The organism is Microvirga sp. CF3062, assembly GCF_036314045.1.
Taxonomy (GTDB): Bacteria; Pseudomonadota; Alphaproteobacteria; order Rhizobiales; family Beijerinckiaceae; genus Microvirga.
Window position 1 is genome coordinate 212,680 of sequence record NZ_JAYGGN010000003.1, and the last position, 22,820, is coordinate 235,499.

Genomic DNA, 22,820 nt, shown 5'->3' on the forward strand with positions numbered 1-22,820 from the left:
CACTTTTTCAGATCATGCTTGGAGCAGGGCAATGGAATCCTCCGATGCGCTGATTGCGCGCTTTCTCGCCCTGCACCCCAAAGCCATCGACCTGTCGCTCGGGCGCATCCAGCGGCTGCTCGCCCGTCTCGGACATCCTGAGCGCCGCCTGCCGCCGGTGATCCATGTGGCGGGCACCAACGGCAAGGGCTCGACCATCGCGTTCATGCGGGCGATCCTGGAGAGCGCGGGGCTGGCCGTCCACGTCCATACCTCGCCCCACCTCGTGCGATTCCATGAGCGCATCCGGATCGGGCGCATCGGCGGAGGGCGTTATGTAACCGAGGACCGGCTCGTCGAGGCCTTCCGCCGCTGCGAGGCGGTCAATGCCGGCGAGCCGATCACCGTGTTCGAGATCACGACTGCGGCTGCCCTGCTCATCTTCTCCGAAGAGCCCGCGGACGTGCTGCTGCTGGAAGTAGGCCTCGGCGGCCGCTTCGACGCCACCAACGTCATCGACAGGCCGGCCGCGGCCGTGGTCACGCCCATCGGGCACGACCACGCGGAGTATCTCGGCACGACGCTTAAAGCCATTGCCGGAGAGAAGGCCGGCATCTTCAAGCGCGGCTGCCCGGCGGTGATCGCGCCGCAGGATTACCAGGAGGCCGACCAGACCCTGCGCGACGAGGCCGAGCGCATCGGCGCCGCGCCGCTTCTCGTCGGCCAGCAGGATTTCTCCGTCCATGAGGAGGGCGGGCGCCTCGTCTACCAGGACGAGAAAGGCCTCCTCGACCTGCCGCGGCCAAAACTCATCGGACGCCATCAGTTCGTCAATGCCGGCACAGCCATCGCTGCTCTGCGCGCAGCGGGCTTCGAGCAGTTTGAGGCCCAGGCTTTCGAGGCGGGCCTCACCCGCGCCGAATGGCCGGGCCGCCTGCAGCGCCTCAACCGGGGCCGCCTGCCGGAGATCGCCCCTAAAGACTGCGAAATCTGGCTCGACGGCGGCCACAACCAGGATGGCGGCCGGGTGCTCGCCGCCGCCATGGCCGACCAGAGCGAGCGCTCGGACGCGCCCCTGGTGCTGATCGCCGGCATGCTCGGCACCAAGGATTCGGCAGCCTTCTTCAAGAATTTTTCAGGGCTGGCCAGGGAGGTGATCGCGGTGCCGATTTCCGGCCAGATCGCCGCGCGCCCGGCCGAGGAAGTCGCGACCATTGCGGCAAGCGTCGGGCTCACCACCTCGATTGCGTCCAGCGTCGAATCCGCGCTCGCCTCGCTCCACAACTACGTCTGGGATCGCCCGCCGCGCGTGCTGATCTGCGGCTCGCTGTATCTGGCCGGCGAGGTGCTGGCGGCAAACGGGACGCTGCCGGAATGACCCGCACTCATTCGGCATGAGATCGCCCACGATGGGCTGCTTCAGCCCTGCCTGAAATGGTGCTTACGGCAGCGTCTTAGTCGCGGAGAGAACTTTTCCACGAAACCAGCGATGACCAGGATCGCCGTGAAGGGATGGCGGCCAGCTCATCACGAGCTGAAACGGCTCGATGTCGACCGGGAGTGCAGAAACACGCAAGTCTTTTCCTGACAGCAAGGCGGCAAGCCGCCCGGGAAGGATCGCAAGGCGCTCTGTGTTTTGCACCAATTGCCCGATACTGCCGGGCTGCGAAATCGTGAGCCCTACACGGCGCCTCCGGCTGAGCTTGGACAATGCCTTGTCGACCGCGTCATGAAGCGGAGAGGGAGCGGGCGCGAGGAGCACGTGTTCAAGCGAACAAAACATGCCGAGATCCATGCGTCCGTCAGGATGGCCGGCTAGGGGATTGTGAAGGCAGACGAGCCGGTCGCTGAACAAGATCTGCATGCGATGATGGAGCGGCACTGCATGGAGCGGCCAGAAAGCTAAATCGATGGCATCGGGATCGCTCGCTCCTCCAGGCTCTTCAATGGCGATGCGGATGCCCGGGGCTTGGGTCCGCAGGATAAGATCGAGACGAGGCAGGATGACGGTTTGTGCGTACACGCTTGCCACGATGCGGAAGCGCCGATCGGATGTTGAAGGATCCCAAACATGGGTCTCTGCGCTCAAGATCGCCAGATCCGCAAGAATTCGCTCGGCAATGGGTTTGATGCTGTCGGCCCGGGGCGTCGGCAGCAGCTCCGATGGGCCGCGCACAAAGAGACTATCTCTGAAGTGATCCCGCAACCGCCGGAGGTGCCCGCTCATCGTGGGCTGAGACACCTGCAGTGCTTCAGCTGCAGCCGTCACAGTTCGTGTTCTGTAGATGGCAAGAAACGCCTGAAGCAGACGTGGCTCAAGAGGGTGGATCATAGGCTCAAGCCTATACACATCATCGGCGCCATCCGTCTATCGGTCTGCATCTGCTGCTCCCTATGAAGGCGCATGACGCCAAAGGAGCAGACCTCAATGAACGCAGAGCAGATCGACGGCCTCATTCGCGGAGCCACCGTCTACCATCGACTAACGGACGGATCACCTCATGGAGCCGGTGAGGTGGCCTTCTACTTCGAGCCGGATGGCCGGGCGGTCGCCCGCTTCCCGAGCGGCAAGATCCAGACTGGAGCATGGCAAATCGAAGGAGATGTCTACAGGCTCGATTGGGATGGGGGCCTTCAGAACAGCCGCTCCTCACTGACGAAGGAAGACGGCGCGATCGTCGTGAGAAACGCCAGCGACGGGGTGGTCCGCTCCCGCATCATCAGGATCGTTCCAGGCAATGCCGAGGGGCTTTGAGTCCCAAGCGGGACAAAAGAGAAGGGGCCTTTCGGCCCCTTTAGTCATTTTCAGATTGTCTCAGCCGATCAGGCCGAGGCCTGGATCCAGCGGGAGAGCTCGCCCTTGGGGGCGGCGCCGACCTTCTGGGCGACGACTTTGCCGTCCTTGAACATCATGAGCGCTGGGATCGACCGGATGCCGAGCTGGGACGAGATCTGCGGGTTCTCGTCCACGTTGAGCTTGGCGATCTTCACCTTGCCGGCCATCTCGTCGGAAATCTCCTCGAGAGCCGGGCCGATCATGCGGCAGGGACCGCACCACTCGGCCCAGAAATCGACCACGACGGGCTCGGAGGATTGCAGGACGTCCTGCGCGAAGTTTGCGTCGGTCACCTTTACGGTCGCCATCACATCACCTTTGACATTTGAAGCGCGACTCAGGTCCGAGCCGCTCGGCTATAGGGCCAAGGTAAGAACCGGCCTGTCGGGAATCAAGCGAGGGCGCCGGCGCTCACGCCGCTTTGATGAGGGTAAGTGCCGATTCCAGCTCCGGCTCCATGAGCTCGTGGATCACCGGACCCGAGGTCCAGACCAGGAAGGTGCGGATCTGCCTCCCTGGATAGATCTCGGCGAGCAGCATCCGGTAGAGGGCGAGCTGCGCCACGTAGGAACGCGGTGGCGGCTGGCCGGGACGGGGCGGGCGCGCCGTGGTCTTGAAGTCGGCCACCAGCACCTCGGTGTCGAACACGGCGAGACGGTCGATCTGGCCCGAGACCATGAGTTCGCCCTGAGGCGTCAGCACACGCCCGGCGATGGGTGCCTCGGCCCGCGAGCCCAGGCCGAACAAGGGCTTCAGGTCCGGATGGTCGAGAACCGCGAGGGCGTTGTCCAGAATCGATTCCCGCAGGTCGCCTGCGAGCCGCGGGGCCCGGGCCTTGATGTAGGCGCCGGCCATGTTCTCCCGGTGCTCGGGCGAGAGAGCCGGCAGGCGCTCCAGCAGGGCATGGACCAGGGTGCCGCGCAGGCGCGCCTCGGAGGCGTAAGGTCCGTCGCCCGGCCGTGTCATGCGATCGGCGGCGCCGAGCGCGCTGGAGGGGCGAATCGGCGGCAGGGGTTCGGGTTCAGGGGCCACAGGCGTGGTCAGCCAGTCCGGCACGGCGATGGGATCGAGCGGCGGAATGTCCGATTCGGCAGCAAGGGTGCGCGCCAAAGGCGAGCCCTCGCGCCACACGGAGATCGGGCCATAGGGTGCCTTGTCGAGTTCCAGGCCGCCGGCCTTGGCGACGAGGCCGTGGCGGATCATCTCGCACCAGGCTTCCTGCTTCGTCTCGTTGCCGTTCGTCCGATACGGCGCGATCACCAGCCGGTCCTTGGCGCGGGTCATGGCCACATAGAGCAGCCGGTTGTGCTCCTCGTGACCCTTGGCGTGCAGGATCTCGCGGGCCTGAAACATCGCGCTGGAATCGGAGTTCTTGCCCGGCGCCCAGACCGGGATTTTGTCGCCCGAACCCGTCTGCAGCTGCAGCAGCGGCGGATCGCGGCCTAAAACCTCGCAGCCATCGATGAGCACCACGACGGACGCTTCCAGGCCCTTGGCGCCGTGCACGGTCATCACGCGCACTTCGTCGTTCACGGAATCGAGGTCGCGCTTGATGGTGTGATCGGCGGATTCGAACCGGCTGAGGAAGTAGGTGAGGGACGGCGTTTCCGTCATCTCGAACTGATGCGCGAAGCAAAGAAAAGCGTCGATGGCATCGCCCGCTTCGCTCCCCAACCGCGCCACGAGCAGCGAGCGCCCGCCGCGAGGGCCGAGCAAGGTGGCGAAGAACCCGAAGGGGCCATGATTCTTGGCAAGCTCGCGCCACGCGGCCAGTGCCTCGCATCCGCGCTTTGCCTTCGCGTCACCTGCGCCTGCGTGGCGCACCAGCGCCGCATGAAGCGATTCCTCATCGGCGCGATCGGCGGCTATGCGGATGAGATCGTCGTCGTTCAGCCCCACGAGCGGCGATTTCAGCGCCGTTGCGAGCGTGAGATCATCGTCCGGCAGCAACGCCGCGCGGCCTGCCGCCACGAGATCGAGCACAGCGATGTGCTCGCCGATATTGAGCCGGTCCGCGCCCGCCACCGGCACGCCTGCTTCCTTGAGCGCGCGGATCACCGCCTCGAAGGCAGCGCCGCGCTTTCGCACCAGCACGAGCACGTCGCCGGCGCTCCAGACGCGGCCCGTCTCGTCGCCCTTGGTGGTCCAGCATTTCACCGCCTGCGCGATGCGGCGCGCCACCACCACGGGGGGCGATTGCTGCTCGGGTTCGTCGACGGGCAGCACCCAGGCCTCGGGCTCTTCCTCCTCGGCAGGCGTTTCGACGGGCCACAGCTCCACGAGGCCGGGCGCATGCGGGCGCGCGCTCTCATGCACGGTGCCGACCGCCTTGTCTTCGAAGGACAGACCCTTGAAGTGCCGGTCGACCGCAAACGTCGCATCCACCGCCGACAGCACGGCTCTGCCCGAGCGGAACGACATGGTGAGCGACACGTCCTCGAAGGCGAGCTCGGCTTGCTTCACCTTCTGCGACCAGCTGCGCCGGGTCGTCTCGAATTCCTGCGGAGCGGCGCCTTGGAAGCCGTAGATCGACTGCTTGGGATCGCCCACCGCGAACAGCGTGCGCACACGCCCGCCCGCAGCACCCGCGCCTGCGGTGAAATCTTCGGTGATCTTGCGCAGGATCTCCCATTGCTCCGGGTTCGTATCCTGCGCTTCGTCGATCAGCACGTGATCGATGCCGCGATCGAGCTTGTAGAGCACCCAGGCTGTGTCGCCGCGCGAAAGCAACGCCAGGGTCTTGTCGATGAGGTCCTGGAAGTCGAGGGCGCCAAGGCGCATCTTCGCCTGCTCGACTCGCGTGTGTATTTCAGCCGCCAGCGTGAACAGCGCAATCGTGCGCTCGGCGGCACGGGCGGCCTTGCGCTTGTCGATGAGTGAGCACACGCGGTCCTGCTCGCGCAGCAATTCGTCTTTCAGAATCTCGCTCACATCCTTGGTAAGGAACGCCGAGCCCTTGCGGGGCGTGCCGCCATCCGTGAGGAAGACAGAGAGATACTTCGTCAGCTTCTCGGAAAGATCCCTGGCCTCGGCGGCGGCAATAAGGGAAGCGCCACGCTTCTGGTCGGTCGATTTTCCGGCGAGAAGTTCCTGGGCGATGGCAGGCCAGCTCTCTGGCTCGAGGCCGCCTTCCAGCATCATGCGCTCGATGGTTTCAAGCGTCGCATCCGAACCGAGCCCGAGTTCCTTGCGCAGCCGGGCGGGACCGTTTGGATCGTGCAGGAACGTCTTGCATTTCAGGGCCGCGTTGATCGCGGAGGCGAGCGCATCGCCCACGGCATCGACACTGATGATGTCGAGGGCCTCGGCCAGTTGTGGAAAATTGCCGCTCGCCGCATCGGCCATCACGTTGGAGGTCGCCTGCGCCAGCATCTCGTCCGTCTGGCTCTCGTCGAGCACGGCAAAGCGCGCCGGCACGTTGGCCTCGAAGGGAACGAGGTGCAGAAGCCGCTCGCAGAAGGCGTGGATCGTGTCGATCTTCAATCCGCCTGGCGTTTCGACCGCGCGGGCAAACAGCGTACGCGCGAGCTTCACCTGTTTGCGGGTCGGCTTCTCGCCTTCGAGTTCCGTCAGCTCCTGGACGAGGCTTTCATCGTCAAGCGTTACCCAGCGGCCCAAGCGTTCGAAAACCCGGATCGCCATGTTGGCGGCAGCGGCCTTGGTGAAGGTGAGGCATAAGATTCGGCCCGGCAGCGAACCGCTCAGCAGCAGGCGCACCACCCGATCCGTGAGCACCTTGGTTTTTCCTGCGCCCGCATTGGCCGACACCCAGGCGGAGGCACGCGGGTTCGCCGCGCGGCGCTGCGCGTCTTTGGTGTATTGCGGAATGACGAGATCGGTGCTCATTCGAAGCCCTCACCGCCACCGGCGCTCGCGAGCGACCATTCCTTCACGCGCGCCAGATGATCGTATTCCGAGAAGCGGCGCGCATATTTCGGGAAGGGCCGTGAGAGATAGGCGGCTTCGCCCTTGGCGTAGCGCGCGATCATCCCCTCGAAGCGGCGGCGATGTTCATCTACGATCTCTGCGACAGGGCGCGTTTCCTTGCCCGAGGGTCCGATCTCGCGCGGTTTGATCGGCTCGCGTCCGCCGGTGGTGTGGATGTAGATGAGATCCGGTGTGTCCTTTGCCTTGGGCAGGCCCTTGAAGGCGCCCTTCATCAGCATCACGGCTTCGAGCGTGAGCTGCGGCGAGAAGCCGGCATAGACCTCCTTCGCGCTTGGCGGCTGGCCGGTCTTAAAATCGATAATGGCAAAGCCTCCGTCGCGGCGATGCTCGATGCGGTCGGCGCGGGCGCGCAGAGTGAAGATTGATCCGTCCGGCAGCGGGATCGACAGCGATCCTGAGCGCTCTGCATAGACATCGACGAGCGTGGGGCGGCGCGCCTGCTCCCACACCACGAATTCGGTGGCAAGCCGTGTGAAGCGCGGCCACCATTCGGCATAGAGTTCAGGATAAGCCTCGGCGATGTCGGCAAACGCATCCGTGCCGAGCGTGAGCAACTCTTCCAGCGCGTGAGCTGGGATTGCTTTCGGATATCGTTCCGCGAAGGTTCCGAGCACATCGTGAATAATCGTGCCGCGCTCCGCTGCGCTCGGCGTCACGGCAATCGCGTCGAGAGAATCGAGCTTGAGAATGTGGCGCGCGAAGATCGAGTAGGGGTCGCGCACCAGCGTCTCGATCTCCGTGACGCTTAAACTACGCGGGAACAGCGCCGGATCGGGCTTCGGCCGTGGTCTCGGCAGCGGCGGGGCGGGCTCCGGCGTGTCGAGAATGCGCGCGAGGCGGCGATAGGTTTCGCCCGCCTTCGTCATCTGCTCCCACACGTCCTTGCCCGTGAACGCCTTGAGCCGCTGCAGGAAGCGCGAGGGCACCATGGGCGAGCCGTCGCGCTTGTGGGCGCGGGTGATCACCACGTCGTGGGTGCCCAGCGCCTGCACGAAATCGTGCGCGGTCTGGCCGATGCGCCGCTCCGGCGGCATCAGGCCGACGCGCGAGCGCATGGGGCGGTTGAGGAACGCATCGGTCACGGTACGCGGCGGCCAGGTGCCCTCGTCCAATCCGCCGAGCACCACGCGGTCGACGGAGAGAAGACGTGCTTCGAGAAGGCCGAGGATCTTCAGGCGCCGGTGCGTTGAGCGCGGCGAGGGACTTAAGGAACGCTGCTTGGCGAGCGCGTTGAAGAAGGTAGGATAATCGACAAAGCGGCCTGCGAGCGGATGGCCTTCCTCCGCGCGAATATCGGAGTGCTCCAGATCGTCGAAAAGCGCCGCGAGCGCTTCCTTGGAGGTGTCCTCGTCGGTCTCCTTCGGCGCGTCGTCAGGCCCGGTCCAGAGCAGTTCGACTGCCCGGCGATGGTGCTCCACCAGTGCCATGAGATCGAGCCTGCCCTCGCCGTGAACGGCAGGCGTAAAGGTGTCGAAGGCGACATCGAGGCGCTGCAGCAGATCGTCGGCGAGGTCCCAGTCGGCCTCCGTCAGGCGCTTCACCGGACGCGGTGCGCGGCGGTCGCTCTCCGTACGACGGCTGGCGAGCGCCGCGCGCACGCCCTCGATGCCGAGCGCAGGCGCGGGCCCGCGCAGCACGCCGATTTCGAGCACGCTCGCCGCGCGTTCGACAGTCTCGCGCGAAAAGCCGAGGCGCACGAGCGGATGCGCGAGCAAAGCGAGCAGCCGCACGGGGCGCAAATCGTCGGCCGCCGCTTCCGCCGCGAGCCGCGCGAGGCGCCCAGCCGGGGTGTCGGAGAGGGGAATGCCTGCGGAGTCTTCCACGCTCAAACCCCAGTGTCCGAGCTCCGCCGTCACACGGGCGGCGAGCGCCCGGTCGGGCGTGACGAGGGCTGCAGTTTTTCCCGGCTGCGCGATGGTTTCGCGCAACGCGATGGCGATGGACAGCGCCTCTTCGCGTTCGTCCATCGCCTCGATGATGGCAAGGCCCTCGCAGCCGCTGCGGCTCATAGCGACACGATCTTCGACTGAGATCAGCGACCAGCGATCTGTGGTATCGGCCGGCCGTAGAGCCTCGGAGAGGAGATGATTGCGGGCTTTTGCGGCTTCCGGCAACTCGCCCAGGATTGTGACAGCAGAGCGCGGGATGCGCAGGTGTTTGTCGAGGAGGCGGCGCAGCGAAGCCTGCGGATGGCTGTGCACCGGATCGGTCTCATCGTCGCCGTGGCCGCCGATGGTGGACCAGCTCTCCTCGTCGAGATCGGTGTCGAGGCCGGGCAGCACGATGGCGCCTCTGGGGAGCCGCGCGATCACACCCATCAGGTTCGCAGTGGCCGGCACCGAGCCGGTCGAGCCCGCGACGATGATCGGATGCTCCGGCCGCTCGCGGGTGAGGCGCTTCGCCTCCGCCTCCAACAGCGCATTGCGTCTTTGCGCCGGGTCGCTCGCCTGCCGCTCGGCCAGGATCTTCGGCCAGTTCTCGCTGGCGATCTGCACGAAGTGGCGGGTGATCTCGAAATACTTGGAATAATCCGCGTCGACCGCCAGTTCGAGAGCGTGCCAGTCGATGCCTTCTGTGGTGAAGGCATCCATCAGGGTCTCCAGATCGCCCGCGAGGTTCACCGCATCGGCCGGAGAAGCCGGTACCATGAAGGGTATCTCGGGCCCGAGCTGCAAGAGCGCGCGGTCCACTTCCGCCGACCAGCGCTGCACGAGACGTGTGAGGATGAGGCGGCGCTCCAGGGGCGGGATCGGCGGCTTGAGGCTCGCGGCTTCCTGCAGCGGTGTGCCCTCTAACCCCGTCAGCTCGAACTCGGCCTCGTCCGTTTCGCCCAGCGGCACGATGCGCGGCAGGAGCTGAGCCCGGCCTTCGCCACGTTCAGCGAGGAGCGCAATCAGCGCCCGGGTGGCGCGGCGGTTGGGAACATAGATGGTGATGTCGGCGAGGGCTGCGGAATCATCGGCTAGAGCATCGGACCCAAAAGTGGATTCCACTTTTGGGATCAATCCGATGCTCCCTTCTTTGATGAGCGCATCGTTCGGAGCGGAAAACCGGGGCCACTTTTCCGCACGATGCGCTAAAGGGCCAACGAGGCGACCGTCGAACAGCGCGTCCACCAGGGTCGGCAGGAAGGCGCAACCTGGAGGGATCGAAAAGACGCGCGATACGCTCGGCACTCAAAACCTCATCGCTTGCTGGCGGCAAGGCACTGTTCAGCCTCGGCAATGGCCTGCGGCTCTCCAACATGCAGCCACTGGCCATCCATGCACAAGCCGTAGAGGCGGTCCCCCGCAATGGCACGGTCGTAGAAGGCGTTGGCCGAGAACGGCCCGTCCGGCGTGCCGTGGACGAGTTCCGGCTTCACGATGGCAACGCCCGCGTAGGCGAAAGGGGCGCTGTCGTCGGAGCCGCGACGACGCAGACGACCGTCAGGATCCTGGTGAAAATCGCCGTGGCCCTCGAATCCGATGCTTGTGGATAACGGTGCGACAAGCATCAGGATGTCCATGCGCTCCGGGTCCCACGCCTGCACCAAGCGTAGCAGATTCGGCTCTTTGCCTTCGATCCAGAGCGAGTCGGAATTGAAGGTGATGAAGGGCTCGTCGCTCAACAGAGGCAAGGCCTTCCTCACGCCGCCGCCGGTTTCGAGCAACTCGCTGCGTTCGTCGGAGATGACGATGCGGGGCGTCCCGCGGGTGCTCAAGTGTGCCTCTAACATGTCGGCGAAGTGGTGGACGTTCACCACCACCGTCTCGACGCCGGCCTCATGCAGCTTGTCGAGCGCGAAGTCGATCAGGCTCCGGCCCGCCACCTTCACGAGGGGCTTCGGAAGCGTGGCCGTGATCGGCAGCATGCGCTTGCCGAGGCCTGCAGCGAGGACGATGGCTTTGCGGGGCGCGCGCGGGGAGGTCTGGGACAAGGGGCTGGCTCAGGATTCGGGAGGGGTTTCATCCACAGGCGGGATGAGCCGCGGCAGATGGGTCTCATACCAGCCTTTGAGCTTCCCCAGGGCCGGATGGGCGAGGTTGCGGACGAGGTAGGATTCGATCCGCGGCAGGTGCTTGAGGTAATGCGGCTTGCCGTCCCGCCGGTCGAGGCGAGCGAAGATGCCGAGGATCTTGGTGGCGCGCTGGCCCGCCATGATGGCGTAGGCGCGAGCGAAGGCCGATACGTCGAAGGCCGGATCGGCGGCCCTGCGGTCGCGGGCATAAAGGCCGATGAGCTTGAGTTCGAGCTCCGGCGGCACGGTCACGCGCGCATCCTGCAGGAGCGAGGCGACGTCGTAGGCCGGCGAGCCCAGCACTGCGTCCTGGAAGTCGATCATGCCAACGCGCTGCAGGCCTTCGCGCCCCGGCAGCCAGATCAGGTTGGGCGAGTGATAGTCGCGCAGGGTCCAGGTGGCAGGCGCTGAAAGGACTTCGCCCAGGGTCTCGGTCCAGAGATTGACGAATTCAGCTCGAACGGAACCTGAGAGCTGCGTGCCGATGATGTGCGGCACATACCAGTCGAGCAGCAGCTCTACCTCGATGATAAGCGCTTCCAAGTCATAGGGTGGGATCGGATGGTCGATGCCCTCGGCCACGGGCAGCACCTGCGGCAAGGTCTGGCCGTGAAGCTGGGCGAGGAGGCGCGTGGCCTCCGCGTAGCGGTTCGGGATCGGGCCGCTCTCGTCGGTGACGGGCTCGGCGCCGAGATCCTCGATAAGGAGGAGGCCCGCATCCAGCTCCTCGCCGTAGATGTACGGCGCGCTGAAGCCCAGCGCCCGCAAGCCTTTGTCCATGGCCACGAAGGCATTCACCGTCTCGGCGAGCTTGGCGATGGTCGTGTAGGGCTTGCCGCGCCGCACGGCGGGCCCGACCGGGCGCGGCGGCGAAATCATCAGCAGCGCAGTCGAGCCGTCAGGCTTCACGAGGCGCTCGTAGGAGCGGATCACCGAGGCATCGCCCGTCATGGGCTGGCGCGTGGCTTCAGCCCAGCCGCAGCGCTCCACGAGGTTGCGATAAGCCTTCATGCGCTGCAGCCGGGACGCAAAGGCGCCGGTGCCGGTGAGCATGACGAGCCGTCCCTTGCCCTGGCCGCCGGGGGCGAAATCGAGCCGGATGTCGAGATGCTCGGGTTTCAGCGCATCCTCGGCACGCTCCGGCCATTCGACGAGAGAGATCGCGTTCTCCGTCGTCTCGTCCCAGCCCAGCTCCACCAGCTCATAGCCGCCGGACAGGCGGTAGAAATCCGCATGGACAACGGGGCTGCGCAGGCCGTCATAGACCTGCATCAGGGTGAAGGTGGGGCTCGGGACCTCGAGCTCCGGATCACCTGCGAGAATGCGCACGAGGGCACGGGCGAGCGTCGTCTTGCCGGCTCCCAGGCCGCCCGAGAGGGTGACGAGATCGCCGGGCTTGAGTTCGTCTGCCAGAATACGAGCGAAGCTCTCCGTCGCCTCGTGGTGGGGAAGCGTCACGATCCATGCGGCCTGCAAAATATCCTGCTCGGGCATGAGGGCCAATCTATTCACCATCACTGTTCCTACTCGGCTGCGATGGGAGTTAGCGCAGATTGCGCGGATCGGCCATCGGACGGGGTCTCGTGCCGCTCGTTCGGGAAGATGCAGGTGACGGTGGTGCCCATGCCGGGCGCGGACGAAATGTCGATGCGCCCGCCATGAAGCTCCACGAAGGAGCGCACGATGGACAGGCCGAGGCCCACGCCGCGGTGGCGGGTGCCCAATGTGTGGCTCTCGAACCGCTCGAAGACTCGCGCCTTGACCTCCGGCGGGATGCCGCGGCCCTGGTCCTTCACCTCGAAGATCACTTCGCCGCCGCGCTTGCGGGCGGAGACGCGGATCGTCTGGCCCGGGGAGGAGAAGCCAACCGCGTTGGAGAGCAGGTTGAACAGGATCTGGCGCACGCGCTTGCCGTCGGCCACGAAGGTGCCGATGTCGTCCGGTGCGTCGATGATCAGGTTCAGCGAGGCCTCGGCGAGGCGATCCTCAAGCCCGCGCATCGCAGCCTCGATGGTGGAGCGGATGTCGACGATCTCAGGAGTCAGCTCAAGCGAGCCCGTGTCGATGGACGCGAGATCGAGAATGTCGTTGAGGATTGCCAACAGCGCCGCCGAGGAGCGCATGATGTGATCGGCGTAATCGCGCTGGCGCGGATTGAGCGCGCCCACGGTCTCGTCGCCGAGAAGCTGCGTGAAGCCGATGATGTTGGTGAGCGGCGAGCGCAGCTCATAGGACACGTGGTGCACGAACTCGTCGCGCAGGCGCGACGCGCGCTGCAGAGCATCGTTGCGCTCGGTGAGCGCGCGCTCCACGTTCACGCTTGCCGTCATGTCGGTGAAACTTAAGAGTGTCGCGCCGTCGGGCAGGGGCTGTGCCGTGCAGTCAAGCGCCGAGCCGTCGTGCCGCTCGATGCGGCAGGTGAGGCCCATGCGCATGTCGGCAAGACCCGCCACCGCGCCGCGGATGTCGATCCAGGGCTCGTCGCGGGGCGCCAGCGGACGGCAGGCCTTGATCACCGTGTCGATATGCGGGTTCGCCGCCGTCATCTCGGCCGCGAGACTCCACATGTCGGCAAAAGCGCGGTTGTGCAGTTTGAGGCGACCATCCGAGCCGAAAACCGCCACACCTTCCTTCAGGGTGTCGAGCGTCTCGCTTTGCACGCGGGTGAGCGAATGAACCTGCGAAGCCAACTCGAAGCGCTCGCTCACGTCATCGAACAGGTAGGTCACGCCGCCCTGCGGGTTTGGGTTGACGACTACGCGCAAAGTTCGCCGGTCGGGCAGGTGCCACCAGGTCTCCTGCTGCTCGACGGAGCGGTAGCCCTGCAGGAAGTCATTCTTCCACGCGCGGAAATCCGCCTGCTCGGGCAGCTTGCGCGCTGCACGTAAGCGGTCGAGCACTTCGCTGTCCGAAGGACGTAAGGAAAGAAAGGCGGCGTCGAGGCCCCAGAGCCGCTGATAGGCGGAATTGCTGAAGATGAGGTTCTGCGCGCCGTCGAAGATCGCAACCGCTGTGGGCAGCTGGTCAAGGGTGCGCACATGGGCGTCCATCTGGCGTTGCAGATCGGTGCGAACGGCTTCGAGTTCCGACACATCGACTGCGATGCCCGCGCTGCCGCCGGCCGTGGGGCGCTCGATGACGTCAAGAACCGCGCGATGGCCGGCGACCACCGCCGTCACGCGGCCGGAATAGGTAGCGCCGGAGAGGCGCTGGCGGCGCGCTTCCTCGCGGGTCGGAGCACTGAGGAGTTCAAGCGACCGGCCGATGGCATCGTCGAGATCCTTGGCCTCGACCGAGCGCAGATAGGCTTGGTTCGCCCAGAGCAGCTTGTCCTCGGCATCGCGGATCCAGAGAGGATAAGCGACGTCGTCGAGCAGCATCGTCATGGAGCGCAGATCGCTGCGCGCCGTTGCAAGCTGTCCCTGGACCTTCAGGAGCTCGGCCCGGTCCCCGGTCACGTCCCGCAGACGCAGAATGGCCCGGCCGCCGATGGTACGGCCTTCCACGTCGATGTACCGGGTGCCGGTGCAGCGCGCCGTGAGGCGGAAGGCTTGGCCCCGGAGCTTGAGCTGCTCGAGAGCGCTTTCCACGGCCGCCGCATCGGCCGGGCTGAGCCAGGTGCCGAAGGCCAGGGCCCGCTGGGCCGGCGCATTCTCGCCGATGATCGACGGATCGCCCTGGAAGCGCGGTTCGCCATCGCGGCCGTGCCAGCTGATCAGCAGCTGACGCTCCGAGCCCATGAGGAGAGCCGCGAGATCGTCGGCGCCGCGTAAAGCGTTGAGCTCATTGCGCAGGGTCCGCTCTATGCGCTCGGATCGGTTCCACTCATGGAGCAGCAACATGGACGCGATGGTCGAGGTCGCCACAAGGCCCATGAAGAGGCCGAAGTAGATGGCGTTGTGGAGATCGAAGCTGTGCAGGAAGCCGAGGAAATCGGTGGCCTTCTCGGCAATGGGCGCCAGCAGGTCGTCGGCCAGGGCGGCGTGGGAGGTTCCGGCGAGCAGGATCAAAGGCAGGGACACACGAGCCGGCCCGACGAGAAGGCTTCTCCCGTCTCCGCTGCGGTCGTGTCGCTCCCCGTGTCCGGCCATGCCGTTGCTGCCCTTTCTTCGCTGGCGGCCCGACAACCGGGCCAAGTTGGATCAATCCCCAGCTGCGCCTTCCGACGCCGCAGGGGTCAACCGTCTACGCATGAACGGAATTGCCGGCGCAGGTTCGATGCCGAAGCACAGCCGGTCGATTCGTGTTCACCTTAGACCACCCCTGACTCCGCCAGGAAGAGGGTTAACACCTGCTTAAACTTCCTTTGGAGAACCTGTGCGTAATTCGTCGAACCATATTGCAATCGGGTCACACACATGCCGGTGCGACACTCTGTCGATTCGACGACAGTCAGGCCAAGAAAAAAGCCCGGCAGAGCCGGGCTTTCGATCTTCATGAGGTTCAGGCCGATCAGTAGCGGTAGTGATCCGGCTTGAATGGGCCGGTATCCTTCACGCCGATATAGGAAGCCTGATCGGGACGCAGCTTGGTGAGCTTCACGCCGATCTTCTCGAGATGCAGGGAGGCCACCTTCTCGTCCAGGTGCTTCGGCAGGGTGTAGACCTTCTTCTCGTACTTGCCAGCGTTGTTCCAGAGCTCGATCTGGGCGAGCGTCTGGTTCGTAAACGAGGCCGACATGACGAAGGACGGGTGGCCCATGGCGTTGCCGAGGTTCACAAGGCGGCCTTCCGACAGCAGGATGATGCGGTGGCCGTCAGCGAAGGTGATTTCGTCCACCTGCGGCTTGATGTTGTTCCACTTGAGGTTCTTGAGGCCGGCGACCTGAATCTCGTTGTCGAAGTGGCCGATGTTGCAGACGATGGCTCGGTCCTTCATGGCCCGCATGTGGTCGAGGGTGATCACATCCTTGTTGCCGGTGGCGGTGACGAAGATGTCGGCGCGGGGAGCGGCGTCCTCCATGGTCGTGACCTCGTAGCCTTCCATGGCGGCCTGGAGCGCGCAGATCGGGTCGACTTCCGACACGAGCACGCGGCAGCCGGCCTGGCGCAATGAGGCGGCCGAGCCCTTGCCCACATCGCCGAAGCCGGCGACCATGGCGACCTTGCCGGCCATCATCACGTCCGTGCCGCGGCGGATGCCGTCGACCAGCGACTCGCGGCAGCCATAGAGGTTGTCGAACTTGGACTTGGTGACCGAGTCGTTCACGTTGATCGCCGGGAACAGCAGCTTGCCTTCCTTGGCCATGATGTAGAGGCGGTGAACGCCCGTGGTGGTCTCTTCCGACACGCCCTTGATCGCGCCTGCGACCTCGGCGAACCAGCCCTTCGGCTTCTCCTTGAGGAGACGCCTGATGAGCGCGAACAGGACTTCTTCCTCTTCAGCGCCGGGCTTGTCGAGGAAGGCCACGTCGCCCTGCTCGGCACGCAGGCCCAGATGGACCAGCATGGTGGCATCGCCGCCGTCGTCCAGGATCATGTTGGGAACGCCGCCGCCGTGCCAGTCGAACAGCTTGGCGGTGTAGTCCCAGTACTCTTCCAGCGTCTCGCCCTTATAGGCGAAGACCGGGATGCCCGCGGCCGCAATGGCGGCGGCGGCGTGGTCCTGGGTGGAATAGATGTTGCAGGACACCCAGCGGACGTCGGCCCCGAGAGCCTTCAAGGTCTCGATCAGCACCGCGGTCTGGATGGTCATGTGGAGCGAGCCGGCGATGCGGGCGCCCTTGAGGGGCTGCTTCTCGCCATATTCCTCGCGGACGGCCATGAGGCCCGGCATCTCGGTCTCGGCGATGGAGATTTCCTTGCGGCCGAATTCGGCCAAGCCGATGTCTTTGACGATATAATCCTGTGCCATGATGGCCTCTCTTTGCACCAGTTCCGGGTGAATTGGCGCCGTCTCTACCAGAGAGCCGCGGCAGAGGCAATCAAGATATAAAGATGTCTTTATATGTTTTCAGAAACTACTCGTCCTCGCCGAACCTGTTGGCAAGGAGGTCGTCGATGGCCTGCAGGCAGGCGAGCGCATCCGCTCCCTTGGAGGTGACGGTGATCGTGGTGCCCTGGGCGGCCGCCAGGGTGAGGAGGCCCATGATGGAGCGTCCGCCCACGGTCTCGCCGCAGCGGGTGACCGTCACGTCGGCATCGAAGCGCTCGACGGTCTGAACGAATTTGGCCGAGGCGCGGGCATGCAGGCCGCGACGGTTGATGATGGGCAGCTCCCGCGCCATGGCGCCATCGGGCACGACAACCGGCGGGCAGTCCTGATCGAGGGGCCTGTCCATGCTGGTCATTTTCCCGAGAGGACGCGGGAGGCAATGTTGATGTATTTGCGTCCGGCCTCCTGGGCATGGGACACAGCGTCAATCAGAGGCTCCTCGTCGCGCACGCTGGCAAGCTTGATGAGCATGGGCAGGTTGATGCCGGCCACCACCTCGACGGAGCTGCCATTCATGCAGGACAGGGCCAGGTTCGAGGGGGTGCCCCCGAACATGTCGGTCAGAACCACAACCCCCTGGCCCGAATTGACCCGGCACACGGCGTCCATGATGTCCTTCCGCCGTGTCTCCATATCGTCATCGGGGCCGATCGTGATCGTTTCAAGCTGCTCTTGCGGTCCCACCACATGCTCAAGCGCCGCCTTGAATTCCGTCGCGAGCTGCCCGTGGGTGACGAGCACCATTCCAATCATAATGTTACAGGTCCGAACGCTCCGAGAGCGGAGCCGCTATTTTGTGCACCGCGAAGCCAAGCGCAAGAGCAATGAGAGCAAAAGTTCATCACAGTGTCACGACCGTGTCGCAAACACCACTCAGGCAGGCTACGGCGATGTCCACAGAGACTGCTCCGGCTTGCATGCGAATGCGAGGGACCATGACGCCGCAGATGACAACATGCCCGTCCAGTTCCTCCGGGTAGCGGGCTAAGTCCTCGCAGAGGTCGATCACGAGGCGGATGACGGCCGCCGGCTCATGGGCCTGCCGGACGATTCCGACGCCGAACACCTCGATGCACCCGTCGAGCGGCTCGACGGGATGGGCGATGAGGCGGCCGTGCCGGGCTTCGATCCTGGTCCGGTCGTCGCTGACGAGACGCCCGAAGCGGCCTGCCCGGAGGGCGCGGGACACCACCTCGCGGGCCAAGGTCGACTTGCCGGAGCCTGACGCGCCCCGGATCAGGAGGCCGGCCTCCCCGACGAGCACGCAGCCGGCATGGATGGTCTGGGCATCGCTCACAGCCCGGTCTTCCCTGCCTCGCGTCTGTCGCGATCCTTGTCCTTCTTCCCTTGTTCCCTCCTGGCCCTGGCGCCCTGGATGGGAAGGCGGATGACGAAGCGGGCACCCAGACGGCGGGGCTCGCCGCTCTCATCGGGAGCTCCAAGCCGGTTCTCGGCCCGGATCGTGCCCCGGTGCGCCTCGATGATCTGGCGGGAGATGGACAACCCCAAGCCCGAGTTCTGGCCGAAGCCCTGTTCGGGCCGGTCGGTGTAGAAGCGCTCGAAGATGCGGTCGAGAGCATCGGGCTCGATGCCGGGGCCGCTGTCCTCCACCAGGATCTCCACATCGTTCCGGCGCCGGCGCATCGAGACCCGCACCGCCTCGTCAGGCGGCGAGAAGGAGCGGGCGTTGTCGAGCAGGTTGTTGAAGACCTGGCCCAGGCGGCTGTCGTGGCCGAGAACCAGGAAGGCGTCGCGATTCTTGGCCGCATTCTCGATGTTGAGCGTGATGAGCGCATCGTGCTCCTGGCGGCGCTCGTTGGAAACCGACACCACTGCCTCGAGCAGGCGCACCATGTCCACGGGCTCCGCGTCGGCGCGGGCGAGCTCCGCATCGAGGCGCGAGGCGTCCGAGATGTCGCTGATCAGCCGGTCGAGGCGCTTCACGTCGTGCTGGATGATGGACAAAAGCCGCTGGCGGGAATCGTCGCTGCGGGCGAGCGGCAGGGTCTCCACCGCACTGCGGAGCGAGGTCAGAGGGTTTTTCAGCTCGTGCGCCACATCCGCCGCGAAGCTCTCGATGGCGTCGATGCGGTTGTAGAGCGCCTTGGTCATGTCGCGTAGCGCCCCCGACAGGTGGCCGATCTCGTCGGCGCGGCCGGTGAAGTCGGGGATCTCCTGGCGCGATTTCGTGCCCCATCGCACCCGCTCGGCCGCTTCCGCCAGACGCCGGACCGGACCGGCGATGGCGCCGGCAAGGAACAGCGACAGCACGATCATCACCACGGCCGCCACCAGAAAGACCTGAAGCAGGGCGAAGCGCTCGGACGCGATGATGGCGTCGATGTCGCCTTCCTGGGTCGAGAGCAGGAGCGCGCCCTGGACCGTGCGGAAGCGCTGGATCGGCACGGCCACCGACACGATGGTCTCGCCGCGAGCGTTGACGCGCACCTCGCTCGCCTGCTGGCCCGCATAAGCCTGCTGCACCTCGGCCAAGGACTTGCCGTTGATGGGCCCGGCTTCCTCCTGCACCGGCCGTATGGTGCGCCGGAACATTTTGCGGATGCTGTTCCAGGTGCGTTCCATGGCGGTCATCGTGTCTTCCACGGTGGCCACCGGAGGAAGATCCATGCGCAGGATGTCGCCGCGGGAGTAGAACGACCGGGAATCGAGGAGGAGCATGCCCTCGCGGTCGAAGATGCGGGCGCGGGTCTTGGTCGGCGTCACCAGCCGCCTCAGGAGAGGCGCAACGCGTTCGGGATTGATGGAGAATTCGAGGGAGGAGAAGGATTCGTCGTTGAACCGTTCCGTTTCTCCCGCCTGCATCTGCAGCAGCTGATCCGGATCGATCGTGATGGTGTTGGTTTCCACCGTGGCGGAGCCGGCGATCGCGCCGGCGATGATCTCGCCCTGGGTGAGCAGGCTCTGCACCCGGGCCTCGATGAGGCCCTCGCGGAACTGGTTGAGGTAGAGAAAGCCTACGAGCAGGGCGACGAGCCCGGCCAGGTTGAGCACCACGATCCGGCGTGTCAGGCTGGACGAGGCCCGCTGCACGAGCATGCGGCCGAAGAGCTTCAGCCGGGTCAGGACACCATGGGGCACAGGCGGATCGTCGATGCCTGCTTCGGCGTGGATGGGGTCAGCCTTCATGCCACTCGCTTACGCACGACCCGATAGGATGAACCGGAGCGTGCTGTCTTTAGGTTGCTTGCGCCGTCAAAAGCGTCAGGCTTCCTTGAAGCGGTAGCCCACGCCGTAGAGGGTCTCGATCATTTCGAAACTCTGGTCAACCGACTTGAACTTCTTGCGCAGGCGCTTGATGTGGCTGTCGATCGTCCGGTCGTCCACATAGACCTGATCGTCATAGGCCGCATCCATGAGCGCATTGCGGCTTTTCACCACCCCGGGACGCGTAGCGAGCGCTTGCAGGATCAGGAACTCCGTCACGGTGAGCGTCACCGGCTCGCCCTTCCAGGTGCAGGCATGGCGCTCCGGATCCATCTTGAGCTGCCCGCGCTCCAGGGCCTTCGGGTCGGCCTCCTTGGGGGCGCTCTGGTCCTTGGGGGCGAAGCGGCGCAGCACCGCCTTCACGCGCTCGACCAGGAGGCGCTGGGAGAACGGCTTCCGAATGAAGTCGTCGGCGCCCATCTTGAGGCCGAACAATTCGTCGATCTCCTCATCCTTGGAAGTCAGGAAGATCACGGGAAGGTCCGATTTTTGCCGCAGGCGGCGCAGCAGTTCCATGCCGTCCATGCGCGGCATCTTGATGTCGAAAATGGCCAGATCCGGCGGGGCGTGCTTGAGCCCATCCAGGGCAGACGCCCCATCCGTATAGGTCTGGATGCGGTAGCCCTCCGCCTCGAGGGCGATGGAAACAGAGGTCAGGATGTTGCGATCGTCATCAACAAGGGCGATCGTTGGCATGAACTCTTCCTTAGCTTGGCACGGACGAATGTCGGCTTTTTGCCCGGTGTGACAACGCAGAAGGCCTTAAAACGTCCCCAACTGCGCCATTCTCGTGGCATAAATATGGTTTTCCCCGAGAGGATGACCAGGGTGGCCACTGATAGTGGGGTCTAAGGGGAGGCGCTTCAACCGGAGATGAACGGGCCATGACAAATCGGACAGGATTCCTCTGCGACGTGTCGCAGGTTGGTGCCTCGGGCACAGGAATGCCCGATTTTCCGCAAGGGAACCATGTCAATCATACGAAAGAACTCCCCCAAAGCCGGAAAATCCTTGAAATTGGGGCTGTTGGATGTCTGTTTTTGACGAAAATAGAATGCAATGAAACGGCTTGAGTTGACGGCCTCGTCAGCTGACCTAAAGAAGGTTCTATGTTCAAGCGAGACGGCAAAGTTTTTAGCCGCATTGTTTGATCCACCCCATGTGACGGCCATCGGACGGCGGCACATCCGGCTGCGCGGTGACTGGAAATCAGGAGACATCTTCCGTGGAAAATATCGGCGTCTTCAACAGCGCGCAGGGTGCCGAGGCCTTTGGCCTCCGCAATCTCAAACGGGTCTACTGGAATCTCGAGGCGCCCGCACTCTACGAGCAATCCCTGACGAGAGCTGAGACCAAGCTCGTGAAGGGCGGCGCGCTCCTGGCCGAGACCGGCACCCATACGGGCCGCTCGCCCAAGGACAAGTTCGTGGTGCGCGACGAGGCCACGGAAAGCACTGTCTGGTGGGACAACAACGGCTCCATCACCCCGGGCCATTTCGACACCCTGCTGGCAGACTTCCTCGCCCATGCCGAGGGCAAGGAACTGTTCGCGCAGGACCTCTACGGCGGCGCCGATCCGTCCTACCGGGTCAAGGCGCGGGTCTTCACGGAATTCGCCTGGCACTCGCTCTTCATCCGCAATCTCCTGATCCGTCCCGAGCAGGGCGAACTCGCCGATTACGTGCCCGGCCTCACCATCATCGACCTGCCGTCCTTCAAGGCCGATCCCGCCCGTCACGGCTGCCGCACGGAGACGGTGATCGCCTGCGACTTCAAGCGCAAGATCGTGCTCATCGGCGGCACGTCCTACGCGGGCGAGATGAAGAAGTCGGTCTTCACCTATCTCAACTACGTGCTGCCCTCGCAGAACGTCATGCCCATGCACTGCTCGGCCAATGTGGGCAAGGAGGGTGATGTTGCGGTGTTCTTCGGCCTTTCCGGCACCGGCAAGACCACGCTCTCCAACGATCCGAACCGCATCCTGCTCGGCGATGACGAGCATGGCTGGGCCCCGAACGGCGTCTTCAACTTCGAGGGCGGCTGCTATGCCAAGACCATCCGCCTCTCCCGCGAGGCGGAACCCGAGATCTTCGCGACCACCGAGCGCTTCGGCACGGTGCTGGAGAACGTGATCGTCGATCCGACAACGCGCATCCCCGATTTCGACAATGCGTCCAGGACGGAGAACACGCGCTGCGCCTATCCGCTCGACTTCATCCCCAATGCGAGCGCGACGGGCCGCGCGGGCATCCCGAAGAACATCGTGATGCTCACCTGCGATGCCTTCGGCGTGCTGCCGCCCATCGCGAAGCTGACGCCGGCCGAGGCCATGTACCACTTCCTGTCCGGCTACACCGCGAAGGTGGCGGGCACGGAGAAGGGCGTGAAGGATCCGGAGGCCACCTTCTCCACCTGCTTCGGCGCGCCGTTCATGCCGCGCCACCCGTCGGTCTACGGCAACCTGCTGCGCGACCTCATCGCCAAGCACCATGTGGATTGCTGGCTCGTGAACACCGGCTGGACCGGCGGCAAGTACGGGGTGGGCCGGCGCATGCCGATCCGCGTCACCCGCCGCCTGCTCACCGCAGCGCTCGACGGCTCGCTCTCCCGCGCCGATTTCCGTCGCGATCCCTATTTCGGCTTCGCGGTGCCGACCTCGGTGCCAGGCGTCGAGCCGCACATCCTGTACCCGGTCAAGACCTGGCAGAACAAGGCGGAGTTCGCCGAGACCGCCAAGCGCCTGATCGACATGTTCAACGAGAACTTCAAGCGCTTCGAGGGCCACGTGGACTCCGACGTGCGCTCCGCAGGACCGCAGACCTCGATCGCAGCCTGAGAAAAGTTATCTCTTCCTTAAAATCATGTAAAAGGCGGCCCACGGCCGCCTTTTTCGTTTGG

The 22,820-nt window shown here is 64.9% G+C and carries 16 protein-coding genes; 3 read left to right on the forward strand and 13 right to left on the reverse strand.

From position 1 onward, the window contains the following. Positions 1 to 31 precede the first annotated feature (31 nt). Positions 32 to 1,357: a bifunctional folylpolyglutamate synthase/dihydrofolate synthase gene (locus VB618_RS07220; RefSeq protein ID WP_329795915.1), complete on the forward strand. Its 1,326-nt coding sequence runs from the start codon at positions 32 to 34 to the stop codon at positions 1,355 to 1,357. Positions 1,358 to 1,420: 63 nt separating this feature from the next. Here the strand turns inward: VB618_RS07220 and VB618_RS07225 are convergent, their stop codons facing one another. After that, a complete protein-coding gene (locus VB618_RS07225; protein WP_329795916.1) occupies positions 1,421 to 2,311 on the reverse strand; it encodes a LysR family transcriptional regulator in 891 nt (296 codons plus the stop codon). A 96-nt stretch (positions 2,312 to 2,407) separates the two neighbouring features. On the opposite strand from VB618_RS07225, the gene VB618_RS07230 reads away from it, so the two are divergent. Next, positions 2,408 to 2,734, forward strand: a complete 327-nt coding sequence (locus tag VB618_RS07230) for a hypothetical protein (RefSeq protein WP_329795917.1) — start codon at positions 2,408 to 2,410, stop codon at positions 2,732 to 2,734. 68 nt (positions 2,735 to 2,802) lie between these two features. Here the strand turns inward: VB618_RS07230 and trxA are convergent, their stop codons facing one another. The 12 genes from trxA to VB618_RS07290 form a co-directional block, all read right to left on the reverse strand. Then, on the reverse strand, positions 2,803 to 3,123 hold the full coding sequence (trxA, locus tag VB618_RS07235; protein ID WP_036354183.1) for a thioredoxin: 321 nt from the start codon (positions 3,121 to 3,123) through the stop codon (positions 2,803 to 2,805). Positions 3,124 to 3,226: 103 nt separating this feature from the next. Beyond that, positions 3,227 to 6,661 (reverse strand): double-strand break repair helicase AddA, encoded by a 3,435-nt coding sequence (addA, locus tag VB618_RS07240; RefSeq protein WP_329795918.1) that lies wholly within the window; start codon positions 6,659 to 6,661, stop codon positions 3,227 to 3,229. Continuing rightward, a complete protein-coding gene (gene addB / locus VB618_RS07245) occupies positions 6,658 to 9,939 on the reverse strand; it encodes a double-strand break repair protein AddB (protein ID WP_329795920.1) in 3,282 nt (1,093 codons plus the stop codon). The genes addA and addB overlap by 4 nt, the downstream gene beginning before the upstream one ends. 8 nt (positions 9,940 to 9,947) lie before the next feature. Then, positions 9,948 to 10,682: a nucleotidyltransferase family protein gene (locus VB618_RS07250; RefSeq protein WP_329795921.1), complete on the reverse strand. Its 735-nt coding sequence runs from the start codon at positions 10,680 to 10,682 to the stop codon at positions 9,948 to 9,950. 9 nt (positions 10,683 to 10,691) lie between these two features. Next, positions 10,692 to 12,278 (reverse strand): tRNA (adenosine(37)-N6)-threonylcarbamoyltransferase complex ATPase subunit type 1 TsaE, encoded by a 1,587-nt coding sequence (tsaE, locus tag VB618_RS07255; RefSeq protein ID WP_329795922.1) that lies wholly within the window; start codon positions 12,276 to 12,278, stop codon positions 10,692 to 10,694. An 8-nt stretch (positions 12,279 to 12,286) separates the two neighbouring features. Further along, positions 12,287 to 14,854 (reverse strand): sensor histidine kinase, encoded by a 2,568-nt coding sequence (locus VB618_RS07260; protein ID WP_329795923.1) that lies wholly within the window; start codon positions 14,852 to 14,854, stop codon positions 12,287 to 12,289. A gap of 361 nt (positions 14,855 to 15,215) precedes the next feature. Beyond that, the gene (gene ahcY, locus VB618_RS07265) at positions 15,216 to 16,616 is read right to left on the reverse strand and encodes an adenosylhomocysteinase (RefSeq protein ID WP_329795924.1); all 1,401 of its coding nucleotides are present in this window, start codon (positions 16,614 to 16,616) and stop codon (positions 15,216 to 15,218) included. Between the two features lie 106 nt (positions 16,617 to 16,722). Continuing rightward, positions 16,723 to 17,043, reverse strand: coding sequence for an HPr family phosphocarrier protein (locus tag VB618_RS07270; RefSeq protein WP_329795925.1), 321 nt, complete (start codon positions 17,041 to 17,043; stop codon positions 16,723 to 16,725). 5 nt (positions 17,044 to 17,048) lie between these two features. Beyond that, positions 17,049 to 17,450 carry a PTS sugar transporter subunit IIA gene (locus tag VB618_RS07275; protein WP_329795926.1) on the reverse strand — a complete coding sequence of 134 codons (402 nt, stop codon included), beginning with the start codon at positions 17,448 to 17,450 and terminating at the stop codon, positions 17,049 to 17,051. Between the two features lie 88 nt (positions 17,451 to 17,538). Then, a complete protein-coding gene (locus VB618_RS07280; RefSeq protein ID WP_329795927.1) occupies positions 17,539 to 17,994 on the reverse strand; it encodes an HPr kinase/phosphorylase in 456 nt (151 codons plus the stop codon). Further along, on the reverse strand, positions 17,991 to 19,844 hold the full coding sequence (locus VB618_RS07285) for a sensor histidine kinase (protein ID WP_329795928.1): 1,854 nt from the start codon (positions 19,842 to 19,844) through the stop codon (positions 17,991 to 17,993). Before VB618_RS07285 ends, VB618_RS07280 begins: the two co-directional genes overlap by 4 nt. A 75-nt stretch (positions 19,845 to 19,919) precedes the next feature. Then, positions 19,920 to 20,618 (reverse strand): response regulator transcription factor, encoded by a 699-nt coding sequence (locus tag VB618_RS07290; protein ID WP_036354150.1) that lies wholly within the window; start codon positions 20,616 to 20,618, stop codon positions 19,920 to 19,922. Positions 20,619 to 21,147: 529 nt separating this feature from the next. Between VB618_RS07290 and VB618_RS07295 the strand changes: the two genes are divergently transcribed. Then, entirely contained in the window at positions 21,148 to 22,758 is a 1,611-nt protein-coding gene (locus VB618_RS07295; protein WP_329795929.1) for a phosphoenolpyruvate carboxykinase, read from the forward strand. Positions 22,759 to 22,820: the final 62 nt, after the last annotated feature.

Excerpts from the sequence above, each read along its gene's own strand:
- VB618_RS07220 (WP_329795915.1), top strand. The coding sequence starts at position 32 with ATGGAATCCTCCGATGCGCTGATTGCGCGCTTTCTCGCCCTGCACCCC.
- VB618_RS07225 (WP_329795916.1), bottom strand. The coding sequence starts at position 2,311 with ATGATCCACCCTCTTGAGCCACGTCTGCTTCAGGCGTTTCTTGCCATC.
- VB618_RS07230 (WP_329795917.1), top strand. The coding sequence starts at position 2,408 with ATGAACGCAGAGCAGATCGACGGCCTCATTCGCGGAGCCACCGTCTAC.
- trxA (WP_036354183.1), bottom strand. The coding sequence starts at position 3,123 with ATGGCGACCGTAAAGGTGACCGACGCAAACTTCGCGCAGGACGTCCTG.
- addA (WP_329795918.1), bottom strand. The coding sequence starts at position 6,661 with ATGAGCACCGATCTCGTCATTCCGCAATACACCAAAGACGCGCAGCGC.
- tsaE (WP_329795922.1), bottom strand. The coding sequence starts at position 12,278 with ATGGTGAATAGATTGGCCCTCATGCCCGAGCAGGATATTTTGCAGGCC.
- VB618_RS07260 (WP_329795923.1), bottom strand. The coding sequence starts at position 14,854 with ATGGCCGGACACGGGGAGCGACACGACCGCAGCGGAGACGGGAGAAGC.
- ahcY (WP_329795924.1), bottom strand. The coding sequence starts at position 16,616 with ATGGCACAGGATTATATCGTCAAAGACATCGGCTTGGCCGAATTCGGC.
- VB618_RS07270 (WP_329795925.1), bottom strand. The coding sequence starts at position 17,043 with ATGGACAGGCCCCTCGATCAGGACTGCCCGCCGGTTGTCGTGCCCGAT.
- VB618_RS07275 (WP_329795926.1), bottom strand. The coding sequence starts at position 17,450 with ATGATTGGAATGGTGCTCGTCACCCACGGGCAGCTCGCGACGGAATTC.
- VB618_RS07285 (WP_329795928.1), bottom strand. The coding sequence starts at position 19,844 with ATGAAGGCTGACCCCATCCACGCCGAAGCAGGCATCGACGATCCGCCT.
- VB618_RS07290 (WP_036354150.1), bottom strand. The coding sequence starts at position 20,618 with ATGCCAACGATCGCCCTTGTTGATGACGATCGCAACATCCTGACCTCT.